This is a genomic window from Xanthomonas sp. CFBP 8152 (assembly GCF_014199025.1).
Classification (GTDB): domain Bacteria; phylum Pseudomonadota; class Gammaproteobacteria; order Xanthomonadales; family Xanthomonadaceae; genus Xanthomonas; species Xanthomonas arboricola_B.
On sequence record NZ_JACHNO010000003.1, the window covers coordinates 443,639 to 459,870 of the forward strand.

Consider the following 16,232-nt stretch of genomic DNA (forward strand, 5'->3'; position numbering starts at 1 on the left):
CTGGCCCGCATCATCCACGCCGATTCCCGATTCCCGATTCACAATCCCCAATCCCCAATCCCAGCACCCTAATGCCGCGACCGCCGCCCAGGCACACGCACCGCTGTCGCCTCCACCGCCAGCGTAAAGCCGCGTTCTTCGCCGCGCTGCATCGCGCCGACATCCACGATCTGGCGCCGAATCTCTTCGCCCTTGCCGTTACGCACCACCACCACCACGGTGTATTCCCATGGATCGCCATCGGCAGGATGGCGAATGGTGCCATCGACCTTGAGCGGCACGATCGGTGCCGGCTGTGCGTGCTGCGCCGCGGCCGAGTCGAAGCGCAGGTGATGCCTGCACGCAGGGCAGACGCTGGCGCTTTCCAGAATCGTCGCCTTGCAGTGCGGGCAGCTGCGCGTGGCACCGGGCGTGCCCGGGCGGGGCGCACTCATGTGGCGTCGTTGTCTCCGCTGACGACCGGCTTGGCTGCACCGACCGGTTTGCCGGTGTCCTCGCCCCAGCCGAAATCGGCCTGGCCGCGCATGCGCGCCCCCGAGGCCACGGTCAGGCTGCCGGCCTTGACGTCGCCGACCAGCACGCCGGAGGTCTGCAGCTCCACCTGCGCGGCCGATTCGATATTGCCCTCCAGCTCTCCGGCGATGATCACCGTGTTGGCGCGCACCCCGCCGTTGAGCTTGGCGCCGCGCTCGATGGTGAGATCGCCCTTGACGTTGACATCGCCCTTGAAGCGACCGGCCAGACGCACGTGGCCGGCGCCCTCGATCTTGCCTTCGATGCTGATGTCGGCGGCAATCAGCGATTCCTTGGCCTCGCTATGCCGCGGCGGTGTGGCCGCGGCGGGCGTGGCGCTTGGTGGCGCGGCTGCAGGGACCGGCGGTGTCGGGCTGGCCTCGGCAGTAAACAGCCGCCCATCGGCAGCCGGGACCTCAGGCGCTGCGGGAACGCCGTCTTTCTTGTTGGGAGCTTGATCGCGCCACATCGACATCGGACTGCCTCGCTGGGGGTCAAAACCGACTATCGCCGCGTGAACCGATCTTTTGTGTGACCGATTGCGCAAACCGACGTCGATGGCGCGCCTGCTCAGTCCGGCGCGTGCGTGGCAGCGCCATGCCGCGCGACCCGGTTGCGGCCACCATGCTTGGCGACATACAAGGCCGCATCGGCTTTCTGGAGCAGGCTCGCAGCCAACTCACCATCGGCCGGAAAGCTGGCCACGCCGATCGAGGCCGTCACCCGCGGCAACGAGCGCAGGCCGTCGCTGACTGCCAGGGCCGCGATATAGCCGCGAATGTCCTCGGCCACACGCAGTGCCTGGACGCCATCGGCCTCGGGAAGAATGACCGTGAACTCTTCGCCCCCGTAGCGGCAGGCGACGTCTTCGGCACGCAGCCGGGTCAGCAGCAACTCGCCCAGCGCCGCCAGCAGCAGATCGCCGCCGGCATGCCCCTGGCTGTCGTTGAATTGCTTGAAGTGGTCCACGTCTAGCATCAGCACCGACAACGGCAGGCCACGGCGTGCGCAACGCGCCAGTTCGTGGCTGAGCGATTCTTCCAGATAGCGGCGGTTGTACAACCCGGTCAGTGGGTCGCGAATCGACTGCCTGCGCAGCGATTCGCGCAGGCGCAGATTGCTCAGTGCCAGCGACAGCTGTTCGGCGGCCGCCTCGGCGATCTCCAGACGTGGCATCGGCCCCGGACCCGTCGAAGACAAGAACAGGAATCCAAGTTGGGTGCCTTGCGCGGACATCGGCAGGCATGCGGTGGTGACGCAGGTGTCGTGCTCGGGCGCGCCGATATGCGCACACGGTGCGTCCCGGCTCAGGTCGTCGATGATGTGCGGTTGACCACGGCGCAGCGCCCAGCACTGTTCAGGCAGAAGATGCGGCGCACTGTGCACCAGCGGCTCGCCCCAGTGACTGATCGCCTCAGCGCGATCCTGCGAAGAGCGCAGCAGATACACGCTTCCGGCAACGCCCGGCAGCAGGCTGGCCAGGGTGCGGCTGGTCACCACCAGCGCCTCTTCTGCGCTGATGCAGCTTTGCAGCAAGCCGGTATAGCGGCTGAGCAGGTTGAGATCGGCAGTACTGCGTTGCAGCGCGACGACGCTGTCGCCCAACTCGCGAATGGCCTGCGCTGCCAGCTTCTCGGCCTGCGAGCGATGCCGCAGTTCGCGCATCAGCAAGGCATAGACGGTGCCGACCACCGCCAGCCCGAACGGGATGCCGGCCAGTGCCAGCGCCAGCAACAAGGCCGCACTGCGCCGGCTGCTTTCTGCACGTTGCACCAACAATTCCTGCTCGCGTTGCACCATGGTCAGCGCTTGCTCGCGGATCGCACTGGTGGTGCGGAAGGCGCTCTGCCGGATGCCGGCACGCGCGGGCTCCAGACCGGCCTGCACGTACACGTCGAGCACGTGCTGGATCTGCTGCAGTCGCATCTCCACCAACCGCCGCAAGGTATCCAGGTTCTGCACCTGCGCGGGGTTGTCGGCAATCAGGCGACGCAGGTTGCCGAGCAGGATCGGCAGGCGCTCGACGCTGGCCTGATAGTCCAGCAGATAGGCATCGTTGCCGGTCAGCAGAAAACCGCGCTGCGCCGATTCGGCGTCCAGCACGCGCGCCTGGATCTCATCGATCCGGCCGATCACTTCATGCGTATGAGACACCCAGGCAGCATCGGCCAGCGAGCGGCGTGCGCCGACGAAGATGCCGGCGCCGATGGCAATGAAGACCAGCGCGGAAAAGACCAGCGCCAACTGGTTGCGGCGGCGCACGGTAAAGAAGGCAGGCATGGGCGGATGCTAGCGTGCCAGCATGGACAACACGAGGTCGCCGGTGGCAGGAAGCGAACGCGCCGGCGCAAAGTGGCCGGCGCGTCTGCAAAGTGTCGACACGGTCACGCGGTCGATCAGCGCTGCGGATGTTCGGCGTCGTGCTTGTCGGCGTTCTGCTCGGCCTTGTTGGCCATCTCGCGGGTCTTGTCTGCGGTGGCGTCCGCGGCATTGGCGGTTGCGCGGCTCGCGTCGGCGGCCAGTTCGCGTGCTGCCACGCGGGCATCGGCTGTGGCGGCCTTGGCCTGCACGGCGGCGCGATCGGCGGCTTGTTCGGTCGCCGCCGCCGCATGCTTGGCAGCGGACGCGGCGTCGCGTTGCGCCTGCTCAGCGTCGGGGCCTTGGCAAGCGGCGAGAGTGAAAGCGGCGATGGCGCTCAACGACAGCATGCGGATCGTCTTCATGGGTGGTCCTGTTCCTGTTCCGGTGTTGGAAGGCGGAGCTTATTCAGGGCCGGATGCAGTCGGCGTCAATGTGCTGCTGTCCGTTCAGCCAGTTGGCGGCATGCGTTGTACATGTCCTGACACGGCACGGGTTCGACGGCTGGCCGGCGACGCAGCCCATCACCGGTAAATCGCAGGCAAAGAAAAAGCCGCTGGAGACCAGCGGCTTTTTCCGAACTCGCTTGGAGCTAAGAAGTGATTACTTCTTGGCTTCTTCGGCGGTGTCCTTAGCGGCTTCGGCGGTGTCTTCAGCCGTCTTGGCAGCGTCGGCAGCCTGCTCGGCAGCAGCGTCGGTGGCAGCGCCGGAAGCAGCCTGGGCAGCGTCAGCAGCGGTGTCAGCCGAAGCAGCAGCGGTGTTGGCAGCAGACTGAGCGGCGTCAGCCGACTGCGAGCCCGAGGCAGCAGCCTGGTCAGCAGCGGTCTGAGCGTCGGCAGCAGCTTCGTTAGCCGAAGAAGCAGCGTCCTGAGCCTGTTCCGGCTTCGAGCAAGCGGTCAGGGCCAGGCCCAGAGCCATTGCGATCAGCAGCTTGTTAATGGTCATTGTTTCAATCCTCGTCGTTAGATTAGGCAACGCGCTATTGCGCGCCCCCGACATGATGACGGTCCAAAGACCAGTGTCAAGCGTGCGCGCATTCAGTTTTGCAAAATCGCCGTTAAAAACAATTAAATCAATTCGATAGCGATGGCGGTCGCCTCGCCGCCGCCGATGCACAGAGTCGCAATTCCGCGCTTGCCACCGCGCATGCGCAACGCATTCACCAATGTCACCACCAGGCGGGCGCCAGAAGCGCCGATCGGATGCCCCAATGCGCAAGCGCCGCCGTTGACGTTGACCTTCGCGTGGGAAATGCCCAGCTCGGCGATCGGCGTCATTGCCACCACCGCGAATGCTTCGTTGATTTCAAACAGGTCCACTTCGTCCAATTGCCAGCCGACCTTGCCGATCAACGTCTGGATCGCAGCGACCGGCGCGGTGGTGAACCACTCAGGTTCCTGCGAATGGGTGACATGGCCCACGATGCGCGCCAATGGTGCGATGCCACGACGTTGCGCCTCGTCTGCGCGCATGAGCACGGTGATCGCCGCGCCATCGGAGATGCTCGACGAACTGGCGGCGGTGACGCTGCCGTCCTTCTTGAACGCCGGCTTCAGGGTCGGGATCTTGGCGATGTCTGATTTACCGGGCTGCTCGTCGCTGTCGACGACCACCTCGCCCTTGCGCGTGGCCACCGCGACCGGAACGATTTCATCGGTGAACGCACCGCTGCGCTGCGCAGCCTGCGCGCGTTCGACCGAGGCGATCGCAAACGCATCCTGATCGGCGCGACTGAAACCGAACTTCTCGGCAGTGGCCTCGCCGAACACGCCCATCGCCTGGCCGTCGTAGGGATTGGTCAGACCATCCCAGGCCATGTGGTCGACCGCCTGGAAGTTGCCGTAGCGGTTGCCGGTGCGCGAATTGGGGAGCAGATGCGGTGCATTGCTCATCGACTCCATGCCGCCAGCGACAACGATGCTGGCCGAACCGGCCTTGATCAGATCGTGCCCAAACATGATCGCCTTCATGCCCGAGCCGCATACCTTGTTGATGGTGGTGGCGCCGGTCGAGGTAGGAATACCGGCGGCGATGGCGGCCTGCCGTGCGGGCGCCTGGCCCAGGTTGGCCGGCAGGACGCAGCCAACGATGACTTCCGAAATGTCGGCCGGCGCGACGGCGGACTGCGCCAGCGCGCCGCGGATCGCTGCAGCGGCGAGCGTCGGCGCCGGCACACCGTTGAATTGACCAAGAAACGAGCCGATGGCAGTGCGTTTGGCAGCAACGATGACGATGTCGGACATAGGGGAGATACCGTTTAAAGTGAAACGATTATCTGCCTCATGGTGGGTTCGCGCCAGCACGCGCTGGTGTTGCGCCCATCCGCTACGCAATCGACTGCGACAGTTGTGTGAGGATGCAGTATAAAGACGGCGTTCGGGCCCGAGCTTGGGCCCTATCCATGGAATGGGTTCGGGGAGAACAATTCAGATGAAGAAGACAGACGTCGCCAGGACCGTCCTGGCCTCGGCGTTGGCCGTGGCATTGACCGCGTGTGGCGGCGGTGGTGGGGGCGGTGGTATTCGTCCGAGTACACCGACCGCACCGCCACCGACGTCGCCACCGCCACCACCGCCGCCCACTTCACCGCCACCGCCGCCGCCGCCGGTGGTCGCACCGCCGACGACGCCGGAACCTGCATTCGACGCGCATTTGACGCTGACCAACGCACGTGCTGCGCAGGCGCTGGGGTTCACCGGTGCGGGCTATCGCATCGGCGTGATCGATACCGGCATCAATACCAATCATCCGGCCTTGCAGGGACGGGTCAGTAACAGCTTCATCTATGTGGATCCGCGCACGAACAATGTCGCCGCAGGCGATGTCGTGGGCCACGGCACGGTGGTCGCGCAACTGGCAGCCGGGCGCGCGGTGGGCCAGTGGCCGGGCGGCATCGCCAGTGGCGCCGGCCTGGTGTCGGCACGCATCATCAGCGACGAAGCACCGGACGATGACGGCAGCGGCGAAGGCAACGAGGTCGACGGCCCGCTTGGCCTGGGTCCGGTGCATGCCGATCTGATCAGCGCAGGCGTGCGCATCATGAACAATTCCTGGGGCGGGCTGTATTGGAACGACCCGGCCGTCACCAATCAGGTCGCGCAGGAATACCGGCCGTTCGTCATCGGCAACGATGGGTTGGTGGTGTTTGCTTCGGGTAACGAATCCGGATCGCAACCGTCCGACACCGCTGCGCTGCCCAGCCAACTGGGCCCGAATGGCACGCTGCCGGCCGCCGATCTGGAACGCGGCTGGCTGGTCGTCGCTGCGCTGGATACCGCCAATCCGACGCAACTGGCGTCGTACTCCAATGCCTGTGGCGTGGCGATGCGCTACTGTTTGGTGGCGCCGGGCACTTCGATGTTCCTCGACCCGGATGCAACCGCCAGCAATATCCGCTACTTCTACGGTAGCGGCACCTCGTTTGCGGCGCCGTTGGTCTCCGGTGCGGCTGCGCTGGTGTGGCAGGCGTTTCCGTACTTCAACAACGATCTGGTGCGACAGACGCTACTGGGAACGGCCACCGATCTGGGCGCGGCCGGCGTCGACCCGACCTTCGGCTACGGCCTGCTCAATGTCGGCAAGGCGGTGCTGGGGCCGGCACGTTTTGACTGGGGCACGGTCGATGTCACCGTCAACACCTTGCGTTCCACCTGGGCCAACGACATCGGTGGCACAGGTGGCCTGACCAAACGCGGCACCGGCACGCTGGTGTTGAGCAGTGGCGCCAATACGTTTAACGGCGACACCCAGGTGCTGGGCGGCACCTTGCAGACGGCCAGTCTGCAGAGCGCGCGCGTTGGCATCGCCAATGGCGCAACGCTGATCGGCGCGGGCAGAATCGGCGGACGCGTCGATAACGCCGGCACGCTGCAGGTCAACAGTGCGACGCTGTCGATTACGGGCAATTACACCCAGGCCAGCAACGGTCGCCTTGCGTTGAACGTGGGCGACCGGGTGAACGTGACCGGGACCGCGACGATTGCCGGCGATCTGCAAGTGCTCGGCCGCCGCGATTACGTGGTCGACAACGCCACCTACACGCTGTTGCAGGCCAGCAGTGGATTGCAGGGCACGTTCGACACGCTCAGCCGCGGCGCGGCCGTGACCTTTCTGGATGCCTCGCTGACGTACGACAGCAATACGGCGTACCTTGCCGTGCGCAGCTTGAATGCCACCGCCGTTGCCGCCACGCTTGGCATGACCGGCACGGCGGCGATGGATTCGGCAATCCGTGTCGAACAGGCGTTCCAGCAGGTGGATGCGCAGCAACTGCAGGGCGCTGGCGGCATCAGCAGCGGGTTTATCCGCGCCGCAGCGGCGTTGCAGCAGTCGCCGGATGCCAAGGCTGCCGCCGCTTCGCTGCGCAGTCTGTCCGGGCGTGCGCATGCCGAGTCGGCAGCGATGACCTTCGACACCATCGATCTGGGCAGGCGTGCGTTGGCCTCGCATTTCGATGGGGTGTCGCAGCAGCCGCGCGTGCTGGGCGTCTGGCAACGCGCGCTGGGTGGGCCGGGCGAGGGTGGCGTGACCACCGCAGGATTCGCCACCTCCGGCTGGATGATGGGCAACGACCTGCGTTTGGCATCTGGCGCAGTCACCGGCTTTGCTTTTGGTGAAACGCGCTCCAACAGCCTGGGCGATCTGGACGGTGCACGCGGGCGCGATCGGCAGGTGCAGGGACAGCTGTACTGGGGCACCACGCTGGGGTCGGCGTACACGCTGAGCCAGTTGGGGTTCGGCAACGTCAACCGGCAGATCGAGCGCAGCCTGCAGTTGGGCCAAGACCGCAGCAGTGCCTTCAGCGACTACAGCGGCAGTTACCTCAGCGGCAACCTGGAAGCCGGGTATCGCCTGGGTGGCGCGCGCGCCAGCCTGACGCCCTATATGGGGCTGGATTACGTGCGTCTGCGCAGCGAAGGATTCCGCGAAAGCGGTGGCGACGGCTTCGGCTTGCGCGCCGATGCCAGCACCTCCGCGCGCACCCAGGTGCTGGCCGGCGTGCGTTCGTCCTATCGCTGGCGCGGCGTGCAGCTCGGCGGTTATGCCGAATGGCAGCAGGCATTGCGCAGCGAAGGCCTCACGCTGGATGCCAGCTTCATCGGTGTGGACGCCTGGGCGCCGTTGCGCGGCATGCAGCCGGCGCGCTCGGGTGGTCTGTTCGGCATCACCGCGGCCGCGCCGTTGGGGCCGCAGAGCCAGTTGCGCTTCGGCTACGACCAACGGGTGGGCGAGCGCGGTGACGATCGCGCGCTGAGCCTGCGCTACAGCGCCGATTTCTGATCGACGCGTGGCCTGGGTGAGCGGTCGTGTGGATCGGTAGGTCACCTGTCCGGGCAGCGTGCCTGGACAGGTGGGTCACTCGCCGCGCAGCTTGTGCAGAAAGCGCGGTGCGGTGCGGCCCAGCGGCAGTTTGAGCTTGCTGATGGCCTCGATACGCGCCTCGGCAATCTGGTCGGCCGCCTGCTGCGGCGCTACCCCCAGCCGGGTGGACAGGTCGAATACCTTTTCCAGGTTGTGATAGATGCTGCGGATCAAGCGCATCGCACGTTCGCGGTTGTAGCCGTCGATCTCCAGCGACACGTTCATTACGCCACCGGCATTGACCACGTAATCGGGCGCATACAGGATGCCGCGCTTGTGCAACTCTTCGCCGATGGCGGCGCTGGCGAGCTGGTTGTTGGCGGTGCCGCAGATGATCTTGGCCTTCAGCCGCGGCAGCGTGTCTTCGTTGATCGCCCCTTCCAGCGCGCAGGGTGCGAACACATCGGCCGGCACCTCATAAATCTCCTCGATACCGACCCCTTCTGCACCGTATTCGGCCACCGCGCGGTCCACCAGTGCCGGGTTCAGATCGGCCACATAGAGTTTGGCGCCGCGTTCCTTGAGCAGTTTCACCAGCTCCATGCCGATATGGCCCAGGCCCTGGATCGCGATGCTGGCCTTGCCGACTTCCTCGTGGCCAAGCCTGCGATTGAGCGAAGCCATCAACGCCTGCAACGCACCGTAGGCGGTGAACGGGGCCGGGTCGCCGGAGCCGCGATGCACCTGGTGGACGCCGGTGACGTACTCGCTCTCCAGATAGATCTGTTCCATGTCGCTGACATCGGTGCCGACGTCTTCGGAGGTGATGTAGCGCCCGCCCAGGGTGTCGACAAAACGGCCGAATGCGCGAAACAGCGCCTCGCTCTTGTCGCTCCTGGGGTCGCCGATGATCACCGCCTTGCCGCCGCCGACATTCAATCCCGCCAATGCGTTCTTGTAGGTCATGGTGCGGCTGAGCCGCAGCGCATCGTTGAGCGCCGCCTCGCTATTGGGATAGGGGCGCATGCGCACGCCACCCAACGCGGGCCCGAGCCGGGTGCTGTGCAGCGCGATGATCGCTTTCAGGCCGGCGTCGCGGTTGTGACAGAAGATCACCTGCTCGTGGCCGGTGGTGTCGAGGGTTTCGAAAAGCATCGAAGGCTCCGCGGGGCTGCGTGATGTGCCTTCCCTGAGGCCGGGCCGGAACCCGTGCAATGGGAAACAAAAAACGCGACGTTTGCAGACCCTGTCCGATCACGTCGCGCCGCAACATTTTAAACCACGTCGACGGGGGCTGGTGTATGAATCTGTTCACCAATGCCGATAGCGCCGCTGCCGAAACCACAGGGTCCCCAACCATTTGCTCCCTGCGCTGACCGGCAGCCCGGCGTGCAGCGAGTCGGGATCGGGGCGGCCGTCGGCATGCAGATTGTCGAAGCACACCACCGACCCGGCACGTGGACACACGCGCACGCCCGCGACCGGAAAGTCGGTGTCTCCCCCTGCGTCGACGTCGTTGAGGTAGACGCAAGCGGTGCGCAGACGATTGCCGGCAGTGGGACGGTCGGCGGCGATCGTGCCGGGCGGCAGATAGTCGCGATGCGCGCGGTACTGCTCACCCGGCGCGTAGCACAGGACCGACAGCGCTTCGGGCATGGGTCAGCGGCAGCTGCGCGCAGGCCGCTACGCGCGCCTGTGCCGCACGTGCGGCGAAGTCCTCGAGGATGGGATCCAGCGTGGCGCCGCGACTGGTGCGGATCGGCGCACGGCGCGTGCTCGCATCGTCGGCGTCGACCACCTCGGAGGCGCGCAGGTGCGGCCGCGCCAGCAGCATCAACAAGCGGCACTCGTCGGCAGACAGCACGCCGCAGACTTCTTCGATCACGGGCGCGTCGTGGCGGCGCGTCGCGCCATGTCGGGCAGCGAAACCGATGCGCTGGTCGTCGCCGACCGGATCCGGTGGCGTGATCCGCACGGCGGGCGACGCAGCAATACCCAGCGGTTGCAGTTGCCGCAGCAGCTGCGCCGCAGCCTCGGGTTGCGGCGGGATGCCTTCGCCACGCAGCAGGCGTTCGGCCAGCAGCGCCGCAGCCAGTGCATCGCCGGCTGCGGCGGCGCGTTCCAGCAAGGCAACGCAGCTGCGTTGCTGCGCGGGGTGGTCGATTCGGCCGTGCTGGATAGCCAGCGCGCGCAGCGCGGGCGGGTAGTCGACTGCGGCCGCGGCGTGCAAGCGGGATTCCGCCTGCGTGTCCAGCGTCAACCGGTCGTCGGTGATGGCCAGGGTCGCCAACAGATAGCACGCTGATGCGACATTCTGGCGTTCGGCGTGTTGCCAGTGTTCCAGCGCCTGGGCCACGTCGACCTCGCAACCGACACCGTAGGCCAGCATGCGGCCGGCTTCGATCTGCGCGATGGCATCGCCTGCGGCTGCACTACGCATGTACCAGTCCAGGGCCTGCTCGGTCTGCCCTGCGCGCACCAACGCATGTCCCAATGCCGTCATTGCCGCAGGTTGCGCACTCTGCGCGGCGTGGGCGAGCTGCTGGAGGGATGGTGCCTGCATGGCCGCATTCTAGGAGACGCTGCCAACGCTGTCGCGCTCAACCTCGGGCAGGCGCAGATGTTACCCAAGGCCAGGTGGAGACGGCATTGCCAAGGATCAGTGCAGCCGGTCGTACCACACGGTGACCGGTCGCCCCCCGGATAGCTGCTGACGCTGACGTGCAGCCACCGCTTGCCGGTGCGCGATCAGGCGTCCGTGGACAGCGCCAGGTGGGTCAGATACAGGCGCAGGTCGAACTCCAGTTGGTGGTAGTCCGGGCTCATGTGGTTGCACAGCTGGTAGAAGGCCTTGTTGTGATCCGCCTCCTTCAGATGCGCCAGCTCGTGGGCGACGATCATCTGCAGGAACGGTTCGGGCGCATCGCGGAAGATCGAGGCAATGCGGATCTCGCGGCTGGCTTTGAGTCGGCTGCCGTGGACGCGCGAGATCGCCGTGTGCGTGCCCAGCGCATGCTTCACCACCTGCAGATGGTTGTCGTAGAGCGCCTTGTGCAGGGTGGGCGAGGAGCGCATGTAGCGCTCCTTCATGGCCTTGACGTAGTCGTACAACTGGCGATCGGTGCGGATGCAGTGGCGATCCGGATAGCGGCGCGCCAGCACCAGTGCGAGTTTGTCCTGCGCAACTAGCTCGCGCACCTGATCCAGGACGGCGGGCGGGTAACCGGCGAGATAGCGAAGAGTGTCCATGCCAATCGATTGCTGCAAGGTACGCATGATCACCGATGCGGGCGCTGCTGGCGAATCTACAGGCGTGACTATGACATCGTGTGTCAGGTGTATTCACGAATGCGGCACATCCGGGTGAGTAGCGTGCAATGCATGTTTTGCGGCACGACCGCGCAAGCACACGACTGAACACGGCACCGCGCCGGATGAGGAGACAACAAACATGATCAAGTGGGCCATTATTTTCGCCATCATCGGACTGATTGCCGGTGCGCTCGGGTTTGGCGGCATGGCCGGTGCTGCGATGGGAATTGCCAAGTTCCTGTTTTGGGCCGGCATCATCATCGCCATCGTGCTGTTCGTACTCGGCATGACGATCGCCAAAAAGGTGACCTGATGCCCCAGGCATGGCGTTGATGTGCAGTTCGCATGCCGGACGCATCACCCGAAGTGCAAAGGAGCGGCCATTGGCCGCTCCTTTTTTCGTTGCTGCAATCTGGGGAACCGATCCACCGACAATCCGGGCTGCAAGCGAGGTCTAGCGCAGGGCGATCGCCGCGTTTTTGCGCAGATCAGACGCCGGTATCCTTGGCGGTGGTGTGCAGGGCAATATTGAGTTGATCGATGGTCACGATCCAGTCGGCATCGTCGAGGCGCTCTTCACGCAGTAACTGCGCCTGTGCCGGCGTCCAGAACGGCGCTTCCTCCAGGCGCATGTCGCCCGGCAGCGGAGAATGTTCATCGATGAAACTGCGGATGCTGACCTCATCGGACGGCAGGCCCAGCTGGGCGAATAATTCGGAGAACGGGTGGACGTGTTGTTCCATTGCGACTTCCTCGAAGGGTGCGAATGAGCGGATGCTAAAGCACCCGATTTGAGCGCGCTGTGCACATCCGGCTTGGATTTGCCCGCGCGCATGCCCATATTCCGGTTCTGAGCAGACAAGCCGAGGCGAACATGGCGACCGGATGGGCAGGTGATGGGGCGGTGCAGGACCAGATCGATGCAACCGTCGAGGATGCGGTCAAGCGCGCACGGAGCCAGCTGCATCGGGGCCCGAGCCTGACGCACTGCGAAGAGTGCGATGCACCCATCCCCGAGGCACGCCGCAAGGCGGTGCCGGGCGTGCACCTGTGCGTGAACTGTCAGCAAGCGCACGACCTTGAGCAGGCGGCGCAAGGCGGCTACAACCGTCGTGGCAGCAAGGACAGCCAGCTGCGTTGATTGCCGCGGGGCGTCTTCAGAGAAACCGGCAAAACGACTGCGTCTGCTGCCAGGCTGGCGCGTCCATTGCTCGGCTCTATCAGTGTCCCGGCCCCGATCAAGCCAGCTGACAACTGCTCGCCGGGTTTTGCCAGTCGGTCTCAGTTGGCGTTGAAGTGGCTGACCTCGCGCCAGCGACGCGTGGTGCGCTGGAAGAACAGGCTGTTGGGAACCTGCAACACGCTACCGGCGTGATCGCCAGTCTCTTCCAATGTCGTGTAAATCACATTGATGTCGATCACCCGGCCCTTCAAACCAGGCTTGTCGCCGCCTTCCAGCAGTTCGATGTGGTCGTGCAGGCGGAACGGGCGCGTGGTGATGATCAGGAAGGTGCAGAAGATATTGGACAGCACGCTCCATGCCGCGAAGAACGCCACTGCACCGACCGCCGCGAATCCGGTGAACGCTGTCCACAAGGTGCCGCTGGAGACGCCGATCACGTGCAGCACCATCAGCACTGCGCTGATCGAAATGACGAAACTCCCAACCCGGCGGATGCCGATCATCATTTCCGCGGGCAGGCTGTAGCGGGCACACAGGCGCCTGAGCAATTGCCGGAGCAGCAAGCGCGCCAGCGCAGCAACGGCGAGAATCAGCACGATCTTGACCGTCGGCACTGCAACGGCCAGCCATTGCGCATTCCAGTGGGGCAACAGACTACGGATCATCGCGGGCAATGTGTCGGACGCGGACATCACATCGTGCAGGGTCATGGAGAACAGCCATTGTAACGGGGGCGTCATCGTGCAGCCGGTGCGCGGGGTGAATGCGCGCTCGGCTGCGGCGGCAGCGGCAGAAACCCCAGCGCTGGCGCTGCAACCGGTCAGGGCGTAGAACGCCGGCCATGTGCCGACAAAGCGACCACGTGCCGCCAGAGCTGCTCGGCGCGGCGGACCGGAAACCAGATTGCCGGTGCGCTCAGCTCGACGCACGACAGTCGTGTCGACGGCAAGTGCAGCAGGCAGACCTGCAGGCGCGCAGGAGTCAGTGTGAGCTGCACCGCATCGATCGGCAGCGGGGCCGGGCAATGGGTGGAGCACAGGCTCAGCAGTAATCCCAGAACATGCGGCATGGCAACGTCCGATCAGGGTGCCTGCGCCTGGAGCAGCCAATGGCCGTGCTCCCCGCAAGCGATGCGACGCAGGATTGCGCCATCGCAGGCTTGGATGCGGCGGCCGGCGAAAAGGTCTAGAGCCGTGCTCGAACGACACCCTGGGCACGGTTTAAACCTTTGCGCTGCCTGACGCATCGAAGTGGATATGCTCGACACCTCCATGCCCATCATCGATGCCCCAGCTTGTGACGGTCCGGCCGGCCGCGACGATGCGGCGCTGGCGCGTGCCGCCGCCGGCGGCGATCGCACCGCCTACGAGGCCATCTATCGCCGCCATGCGCCGCGCCTGTATGCGGTGGTGTGGCGGTTATGCGGGGGCAATGCGGCGCGTGCCGACGATGTGCTGCAGGAGACCTTCATTGCCGCGTGGAAGGCCTTGCCGCAATTTCGTTTCCAGAGCGCACTGGGCACCTGGCTGCACCGGCTGGCCGTCAATACGGCCTTGATGGAGCTGCGTGCGCGCTCGGTTGCGGGCGATCATATGGTGGACGATGCCGATGGCGAGATCCTCGCTGCCATTCCGGGCGCCGCAGCCTGCCAGGCCACCCGGATGGATCTGGAGCGCGCACTGGAGACCCTGCCGCCACGCGCACGCGCGGTATTGGTCTTGCACGACATCGAAGGCTGGAAACATCAGGAAATTGCCGACCAACTGCAGATGGCGGTCGGCAGTTCCAAGGCGCAACTGCATCGCGCGCGCAGCCTGCTGCGCGTGCGGCTGGGAGACATTGCATGAACCACGATCCGCTTGATCCTTACGCAGCCGATGACGCCGTTTTGTCCGCGCGTCTGCGTGCGTTGCCGCAGCAACGCCAGCCACCGGCGCAGGTCTGGGAGCGCATCGCGCCCGCACTGACGCCGCACGCCACCGTGGTTGCACTGCAGCCGCGCCGCCGGCGTGCCTGGGTCTGGCCTGCGTTCGGTGTGGCGCTTGCTGCCGCACTGGCCGTGGTGGCGATCGTGCCAGGCCTCGATCGCTCGACGCAGGCGCCAGCGCCAGCGTCGGCGCGGCCTGGCTTGGTGGCGCAGGCCCTGGCAATGGCCGGGCAGTACCAGCAGGCCATCGACGCAGTGCCGGTGCAGCAGGTGCCGGCCGACCTGCGCCCGGCGCTGGCCGAGCTGGACCAGAGCGCGCAGGCCATCCACGCCGCCATCGCGCAGAGTCCGCGCTCTGCATTCCTGTTGTCGCAGCTGCAACGCACCTATGCCAAGCGCCTGCAACTGACCCGTCTTGCCTCACAGGGCGAGGCGTCCTTTCCAAGCTGAGGAGCATGCCCATGCGTTACGCCCATTTGTCCGTGTTGTTGCTGGTCGCGTTTTGCGCGGCGCCGGCGGCAGCGCAGACCACCGTGAAGCAGTCCCATCCGCTGACGCGCGGCGGACGCGTGGAGCTGGACAACATCGCCGGGCAAATCCGCGTGCGCGGCTGGGACCGCGACGACGTGGCGCTGACCGGCACCCTGGGCGAAGGACAGCGCCTGCAGGTGGATGAAAGCCCGGACCGGCTGCAGTTCGAGGTGGTCTACCCGCGCAACGGCCGCAACAGCAAGGGCGCCCAACTGGAACTGCGGGTCCCGCGCGCGGCGCTGCTGGAGGTGGAGGCGGTGAGTGCCTCGGTGGATGTCGATCAGGTCGATCTGGCGCGGTTGCAGCTCAAGTCGGTCAGCGGCGATGTGGTCGCAGCCGGACGCGCCGGGGAAGCGCACCTGGAAACGGTCAGCGGCGCGCTGCGCAGCACGGTGGCCAGCGCACGGCTGAGCCTGGGCACGGTCAGCGGGCAGATCGATGCGCCAGCCGGCGCCAGCGGCGTGGTGTCGGTCGAGTCCGTCTCCGGCCAGATCCGGGTTGGTGCGGGGCAGGTGTCGCAGTTGCGCGCCGAGAGCGTGTCCGGCGGGACGGCACTGACGGTGACCGGTCTGGCGCCGGGCGGCAGCATCGCTGCCGAGAGCGTCAGCGGCTCGATCAGCCTGGGCGTGCCGCGCACTGTGTCGGCTGCCCTGCAGGTGGAGGTGTTCAGCGGCGACATCCGTTCGGTGGCCGGGCAGGTGGAGCGGCCGGAGTACGGCCCGGGCAAGCGCCTGAAAGCCCGGCTGGGGGCCGGCAACGGCGACATCAAGGTGGAATCGCATTCCGGTTCGGTGCGCATCGATTACGGCAACTGATCGCCGGCGCCAACCAGCACCGCAAACGAGCGTGCCACCTTGCGGTGGCACGTTGGTACGACGCTTCTGCTTGCGGGTAACGCTTAGGCGATCTTGTCGCCGTCGTTACGTGCCGGGCCGAAGTTGGTGGTAAGCACTTCGATCCGGCCGCCGGTCTTGCGGAACGCGGCGATGTCGGCAGCGATGCGCTCACGACTGAGCGGCTGCGACTTGCCTTCGCTGCGAGCGATGCTGGGCTGGGATTTCTGCTTGGTCGCGGGACGTGCCATGTGGCCTCCTGTAGCGGGGAAGT

The 16,232-nt window shown here is 65.8% G+C and carries 18 protein-coding genes and 1 pseudogene; 6 read left to right on the top strand and 13 right to left on the bottom strand.

The features are described from left to right. Positions 1–68 precede the first annotated feature (68 nt). From FHT09_RS13615 to FHT09_RS13640, 6 genes are all read right to left on the bottom strand, one after another. Positions 69–434, bottom strand: coding sequence for a hypothetical protein (locus FHT09_RS13615; protein ID WP_104606360.1), 366 nt, complete (start codon positions 432–434; stop codon positions 69–71). Continuing rightward, positions 431–988, bottom strand: coding sequence for a polymer-forming cytoskeletal protein (locus FHT09_RS13620; protein ID WP_104606359.1), 558 nt, complete (start codon positions 986–988; stop codon positions 431–433). The genes FHT09_RS13615 and FHT09_RS13620 overlap by 4 nt, the downstream gene beginning before the upstream one ends. A 95-nt stretch (positions 989–1,083) precedes the next feature. Further along, positions 1,084–2,793, bottom strand: a complete 1,710-nt coding sequence (locus tag FHT09_RS13625; RefSeq protein ID WP_104606358.1) for a diguanylate cyclase — start codon at positions 2,791–2,793, stop codon at positions 1,084–1,086. Between the two features lie 116 nt (positions 2,794–2,909). Continuing rightward, positions 2,910–3,236: a hypothetical protein gene (locus tag FHT09_RS13630; protein WP_104606357.1), complete on the bottom strand. Its 327-nt coding sequence runs from the start codon at positions 3,234–3,236 to the stop codon at positions 2,910–2,912. A 238-nt stretch (positions 3,237–3,474) separates the two neighbouring features. Then, positions 3,475–3,816, bottom strand: a complete 342-nt coding sequence (locus FHT09_RS13635; RefSeq protein ID WP_104538175.1) for a hypothetical protein — start codon at positions 3,814–3,816, stop codon at positions 3,475–3,477. 122 nt (positions 3,817–3,938) lie between these two features. Continuing rightward, the gene (locus FHT09_RS13640) at positions 3,939–5,114 is read right to left on the bottom strand and encodes an acetyl-CoA C-acyltransferase (RefSeq protein ID WP_104606355.1); all 1,176 of its coding nucleotides are present in this window, start codon (positions 5,112–5,114) and stop codon (positions 3,939–3,941) included. 187 nt (positions 5,115–5,301) lie between these two features. Here FHT09_RS13640 and FHT09_RS13645 point away from each other — a divergent pair, with 187 nt between their 5' ends. Then, complete coding sequence (locus FHT09_RS13645; protein WP_104606354.1) at positions 5,302–8,151, top strand: autotransporter serine protease; 2,850 nt, start codon at positions 5,302–5,304, stop codon at positions 8,149–8,151. Between the two features lie 75 nt (positions 8,152–8,226). Here FHT09_RS13645 and FHT09_RS13650 read toward each other — a convergent pair whose 3' ends face one another. From FHT09_RS13650 to FHT09_RS13660, 3 genes and pseudogenes are all read right to left on the bottom strand, one after another. Continuing rightward, on the bottom strand, positions 8,227–9,327 hold the full coding sequence (locus FHT09_RS13650; RefSeq protein WP_104538172.1) for a Glu/Leu/Phe/Val dehydrogenase dimerization domain-containing protein: 1,101 nt from the start codon (positions 9,325–9,327) through the stop codon (positions 8,227–8,229). A gap of 156 nt (positions 9,328–9,483) precedes the next feature. Then, positions 9,484–10,735: pseudogene (locus FHT09_RS13655) on the bottom strand (2OG-Fe(II) oxygenase). Positions 10,736–10,920: 185 nt separating this feature from the next. Next, positions 10,921–11,448 carry a M48 family metallopeptidase gene (locus FHT09_RS13660; RefSeq protein WP_104606353.1) on the bottom strand — a complete coding sequence of 176 codons (528 nt, stop codon included), beginning with the start codon at positions 11,446–11,448 and terminating at the stop codon, positions 10,921–10,923. Positions 11,449–11,623: 175 nt separating this feature from the next. On the opposite strand from FHT09_RS13660, the gene FHT09_RS13665 reads away from it, so the two are divergent. Beyond that, positions 11,624–11,797 (top strand): DUF1328 domain-containing protein, encoded by a 174-nt coding sequence (locus FHT09_RS13665; protein WP_003489471.1) that lies wholly within the window; start codon positions 11,624–11,626, stop codon positions 11,795–11,797. Between the two features lie 175 nt (positions 11,798–11,972). Here FHT09_RS13665 and FHT09_RS13670 read toward each other — a convergent pair whose 3' ends face one another. After that, positions 11,973–12,227, bottom strand: a complete 255-nt coding sequence (locus FHT09_RS13670) for a DUF2789 domain-containing protein (protein ID WP_104606352.1) — start codon at positions 12,225–12,227, stop codon at positions 11,973–11,975. Positions 12,228–12,358: 131 nt separating this feature from the next. Between FHT09_RS13670 and FHT09_RS13675 the strand changes: the two genes are divergently transcribed. After that, positions 12,359–12,625 carry a DksA/TraR family C4-type zinc finger protein gene (locus FHT09_RS13675; protein WP_104538168.1) on the top strand — a complete coding sequence of 89 codons (267 nt, stop codon included), beginning with the start codon at positions 12,359–12,361 and terminating at the stop codon, positions 12,623–12,625. Between the two features lie 140 nt (positions 12,626–12,765). Here FHT09_RS13675 and FHT09_RS13680 read toward each other — a convergent pair whose 3' ends face one another. Then, a complete protein-coding gene (locus tag FHT09_RS13680; protein ID WP_104606375.1) occupies positions 12,766–13,359 on the bottom strand; it encodes a mechanosensitive ion channel domain-containing protein in 594 nt (197 codons plus the stop codon). Positions 13,360–13,487: 128 nt separating this feature from the next. Further along, positions 13,488–13,736 carry a hypothetical protein gene (locus FHT09_RS13685; protein ID WP_104538167.1) on the bottom strand — a complete coding sequence of 83 codons (249 nt, stop codon included), beginning with the start codon at positions 13,734–13,736 and terminating at the stop codon, positions 13,488–13,490. 187 nt (positions 13,737–13,923) lie between these two features. Here FHT09_RS13685 and FHT09_RS13690 point away from each other — a divergent pair, with 187 nt between their 5' ends. Genes FHT09_RS13690 through FHT09_RS13700 form a run of 3 tightly spaced genes read left to right on the top strand, consistent with a single transcriptional unit; the run spans position 13,924 to position 15,940 of the window. Then, the gene (locus FHT09_RS13690; protein WP_047125716.1) at positions 13,924–14,514 is read left to right on the top strand and encodes a sigma-70 family RNA polymerase sigma factor; all 591 of its coding nucleotides are present in this window, start codon (positions 13,924–13,926) and stop codon (positions 14,512–14,514) included. Beyond that, the gene (locus tag FHT09_RS13695) at positions 14,511–15,044 is read left to right on the top strand and encodes a hypothetical protein (protein WP_047125715.1); all 534 of its coding nucleotides are present in this window, start codon (positions 14,511–14,513) and stop codon (positions 15,042–15,044) included. The genes FHT09_RS13690 and FHT09_RS13695 overlap by 4 nt, the downstream gene beginning before the upstream one ends. A gap of 11 nt (positions 15,045–15,055) precedes the next feature. Beyond that, positions 15,056–15,940, top strand: coding sequence for a DUF4097 family beta strand repeat-containing protein (locus tag FHT09_RS13700; protein WP_104606351.1), 885 nt, complete (start codon positions 15,056–15,058; stop codon positions 15,938–15,940). 83 nt (positions 15,941–16,023) lie between these two features. Here the strand turns inward: FHT09_RS13700 and FHT09_RS13705 are convergent, their stop codons facing one another. Beyond that, complete coding sequence (locus FHT09_RS13705; protein WP_010366034.1) at positions 16,024–16,209, bottom strand: hypothetical protein; 186 nt, start codon at positions 16,207–16,209, stop codon at positions 16,024–16,026. Between the last annotated feature and the right edge of the window lie 23 nt (positions 16,210–16,232).

Excerpts from the sequence above, each read along its gene's own strand:
- FHT09_RS13705 (WP_010366034.1), bottom strand. The coding sequence starts at position 16,209 with ATGGCACGTCCCGCGACCAAGCAGAAATCCCAGCCCAGCATCGCTCGC.
- FHT09_RS13675 (WP_104538168.1), top strand. The coding sequence starts at position 12,359 with ATGGCGACCGGATGGGCAGGTGATGGGGCGGTGCAGGACCAGATCGAT.
- FHT09_RS13660 (WP_104606353.1), bottom strand. The coding sequence starts at position 11,448 with ATGCGTACCTTGCAGCAATCGATTGGCATGGACACTCTTCGCTATCTC.
- FHT09_RS13625 (WP_104606358.1), bottom strand. The coding sequence starts at position 2,793 with ATGCCTGCCTTCTTTACCGTGCGCCGCCGCAACCAGTTGGCGCTGGTC.
- FHT09_RS13695 (WP_047125715.1), top strand. The coding sequence starts at position 14,511 with ATGAACCACGATCCGCTTGATCCTTACGCAGCCGATGACGCCGTTTTG.
- FHT09_RS13685 (WP_104538167.1), bottom strand. The coding sequence starts at position 13,736 with ATGCCGCATGTTCTGGGATTACTGCTGAGCCTGTGCTCCACCCATTGC.
- FHT09_RS13645 (WP_104606354.1), top strand. The coding sequence starts at position 5,302 with ATGAAGAAGACAGACGTCGCCAGGACCGTCCTGGCCTCGGCGTTGGCC.
- FHT09_RS13665 (WP_003489471.1), top strand. The coding sequence starts at position 11,624 with ATGATCAAGTGGGCCATTATTTTCGCCATCATCGGACTGATTGCCGGT.
- FHT09_RS13700 (WP_104606351.1), top strand. The coding sequence starts at position 15,056 with ATGCGTTACGCCCATTTGTCCGTGTTGTTGCTGGTCGCGTTTTGCGCG.
- FHT09_RS13630 (WP_104606357.1), bottom strand. The coding sequence starts at position 3,236 with ATGAAGACGATCCGCATGCTGTCGTTGAGCGCCATCGCCGCTTTCACT.
- FHT09_RS13680 (WP_104606375.1), bottom strand. The coding sequence starts at position 13,359 with ATGTCCGCGTCCGACACATTGCCCGCGATGATCCGTAGTCTGTTGCCC.
- FHT09_RS13650 (WP_104538172.1), bottom strand. The coding sequence starts at position 9,327 with ATGCTTTTCGAAACCCTCGACACCACCGGCCACGAGCAGGTGATCTTC.
- FHT09_RS13640 (WP_104606355.1), bottom strand. The coding sequence starts at position 5,114 with ATGTCCGACATCGTCATCGTTGCTGCCAAACGCACTGCCATCGGCTCG.
- FHT09_RS13635 (WP_104538175.1), bottom strand. The coding sequence starts at position 3,816 with ATGACCATTAACAAGCTGCTGATCGCAATGGCTCTGGGCCTGGCCCTG.
- FHT09_RS13690 (WP_047125716.1), top strand. The coding sequence starts at position 13,924 with ATGCTCGACACCTCCATGCCCATCATCGATGCCCCAGCTTGTGACGGT.
- FHT09_RS13615 (WP_104606360.1), bottom strand. The coding sequence starts at position 434 with ATGAGTGCGCCCCGCCCGGGCACGCCCGGTGCCACGCGCAGCTGCCCG.
- FHT09_RS13620 (WP_104606359.1), bottom strand. The coding sequence starts at position 988 with ATGTCGATGTGGCGCGATCAAGCTCCCAACAAGAAAGACGGCGTTCCC.
- FHT09_RS13670 (WP_104606352.1), bottom strand. The coding sequence starts at position 12,227 with ATGGAACAACACGTCCACCCGTTCTCCGAATTATTCGCCCAGCTGGGC.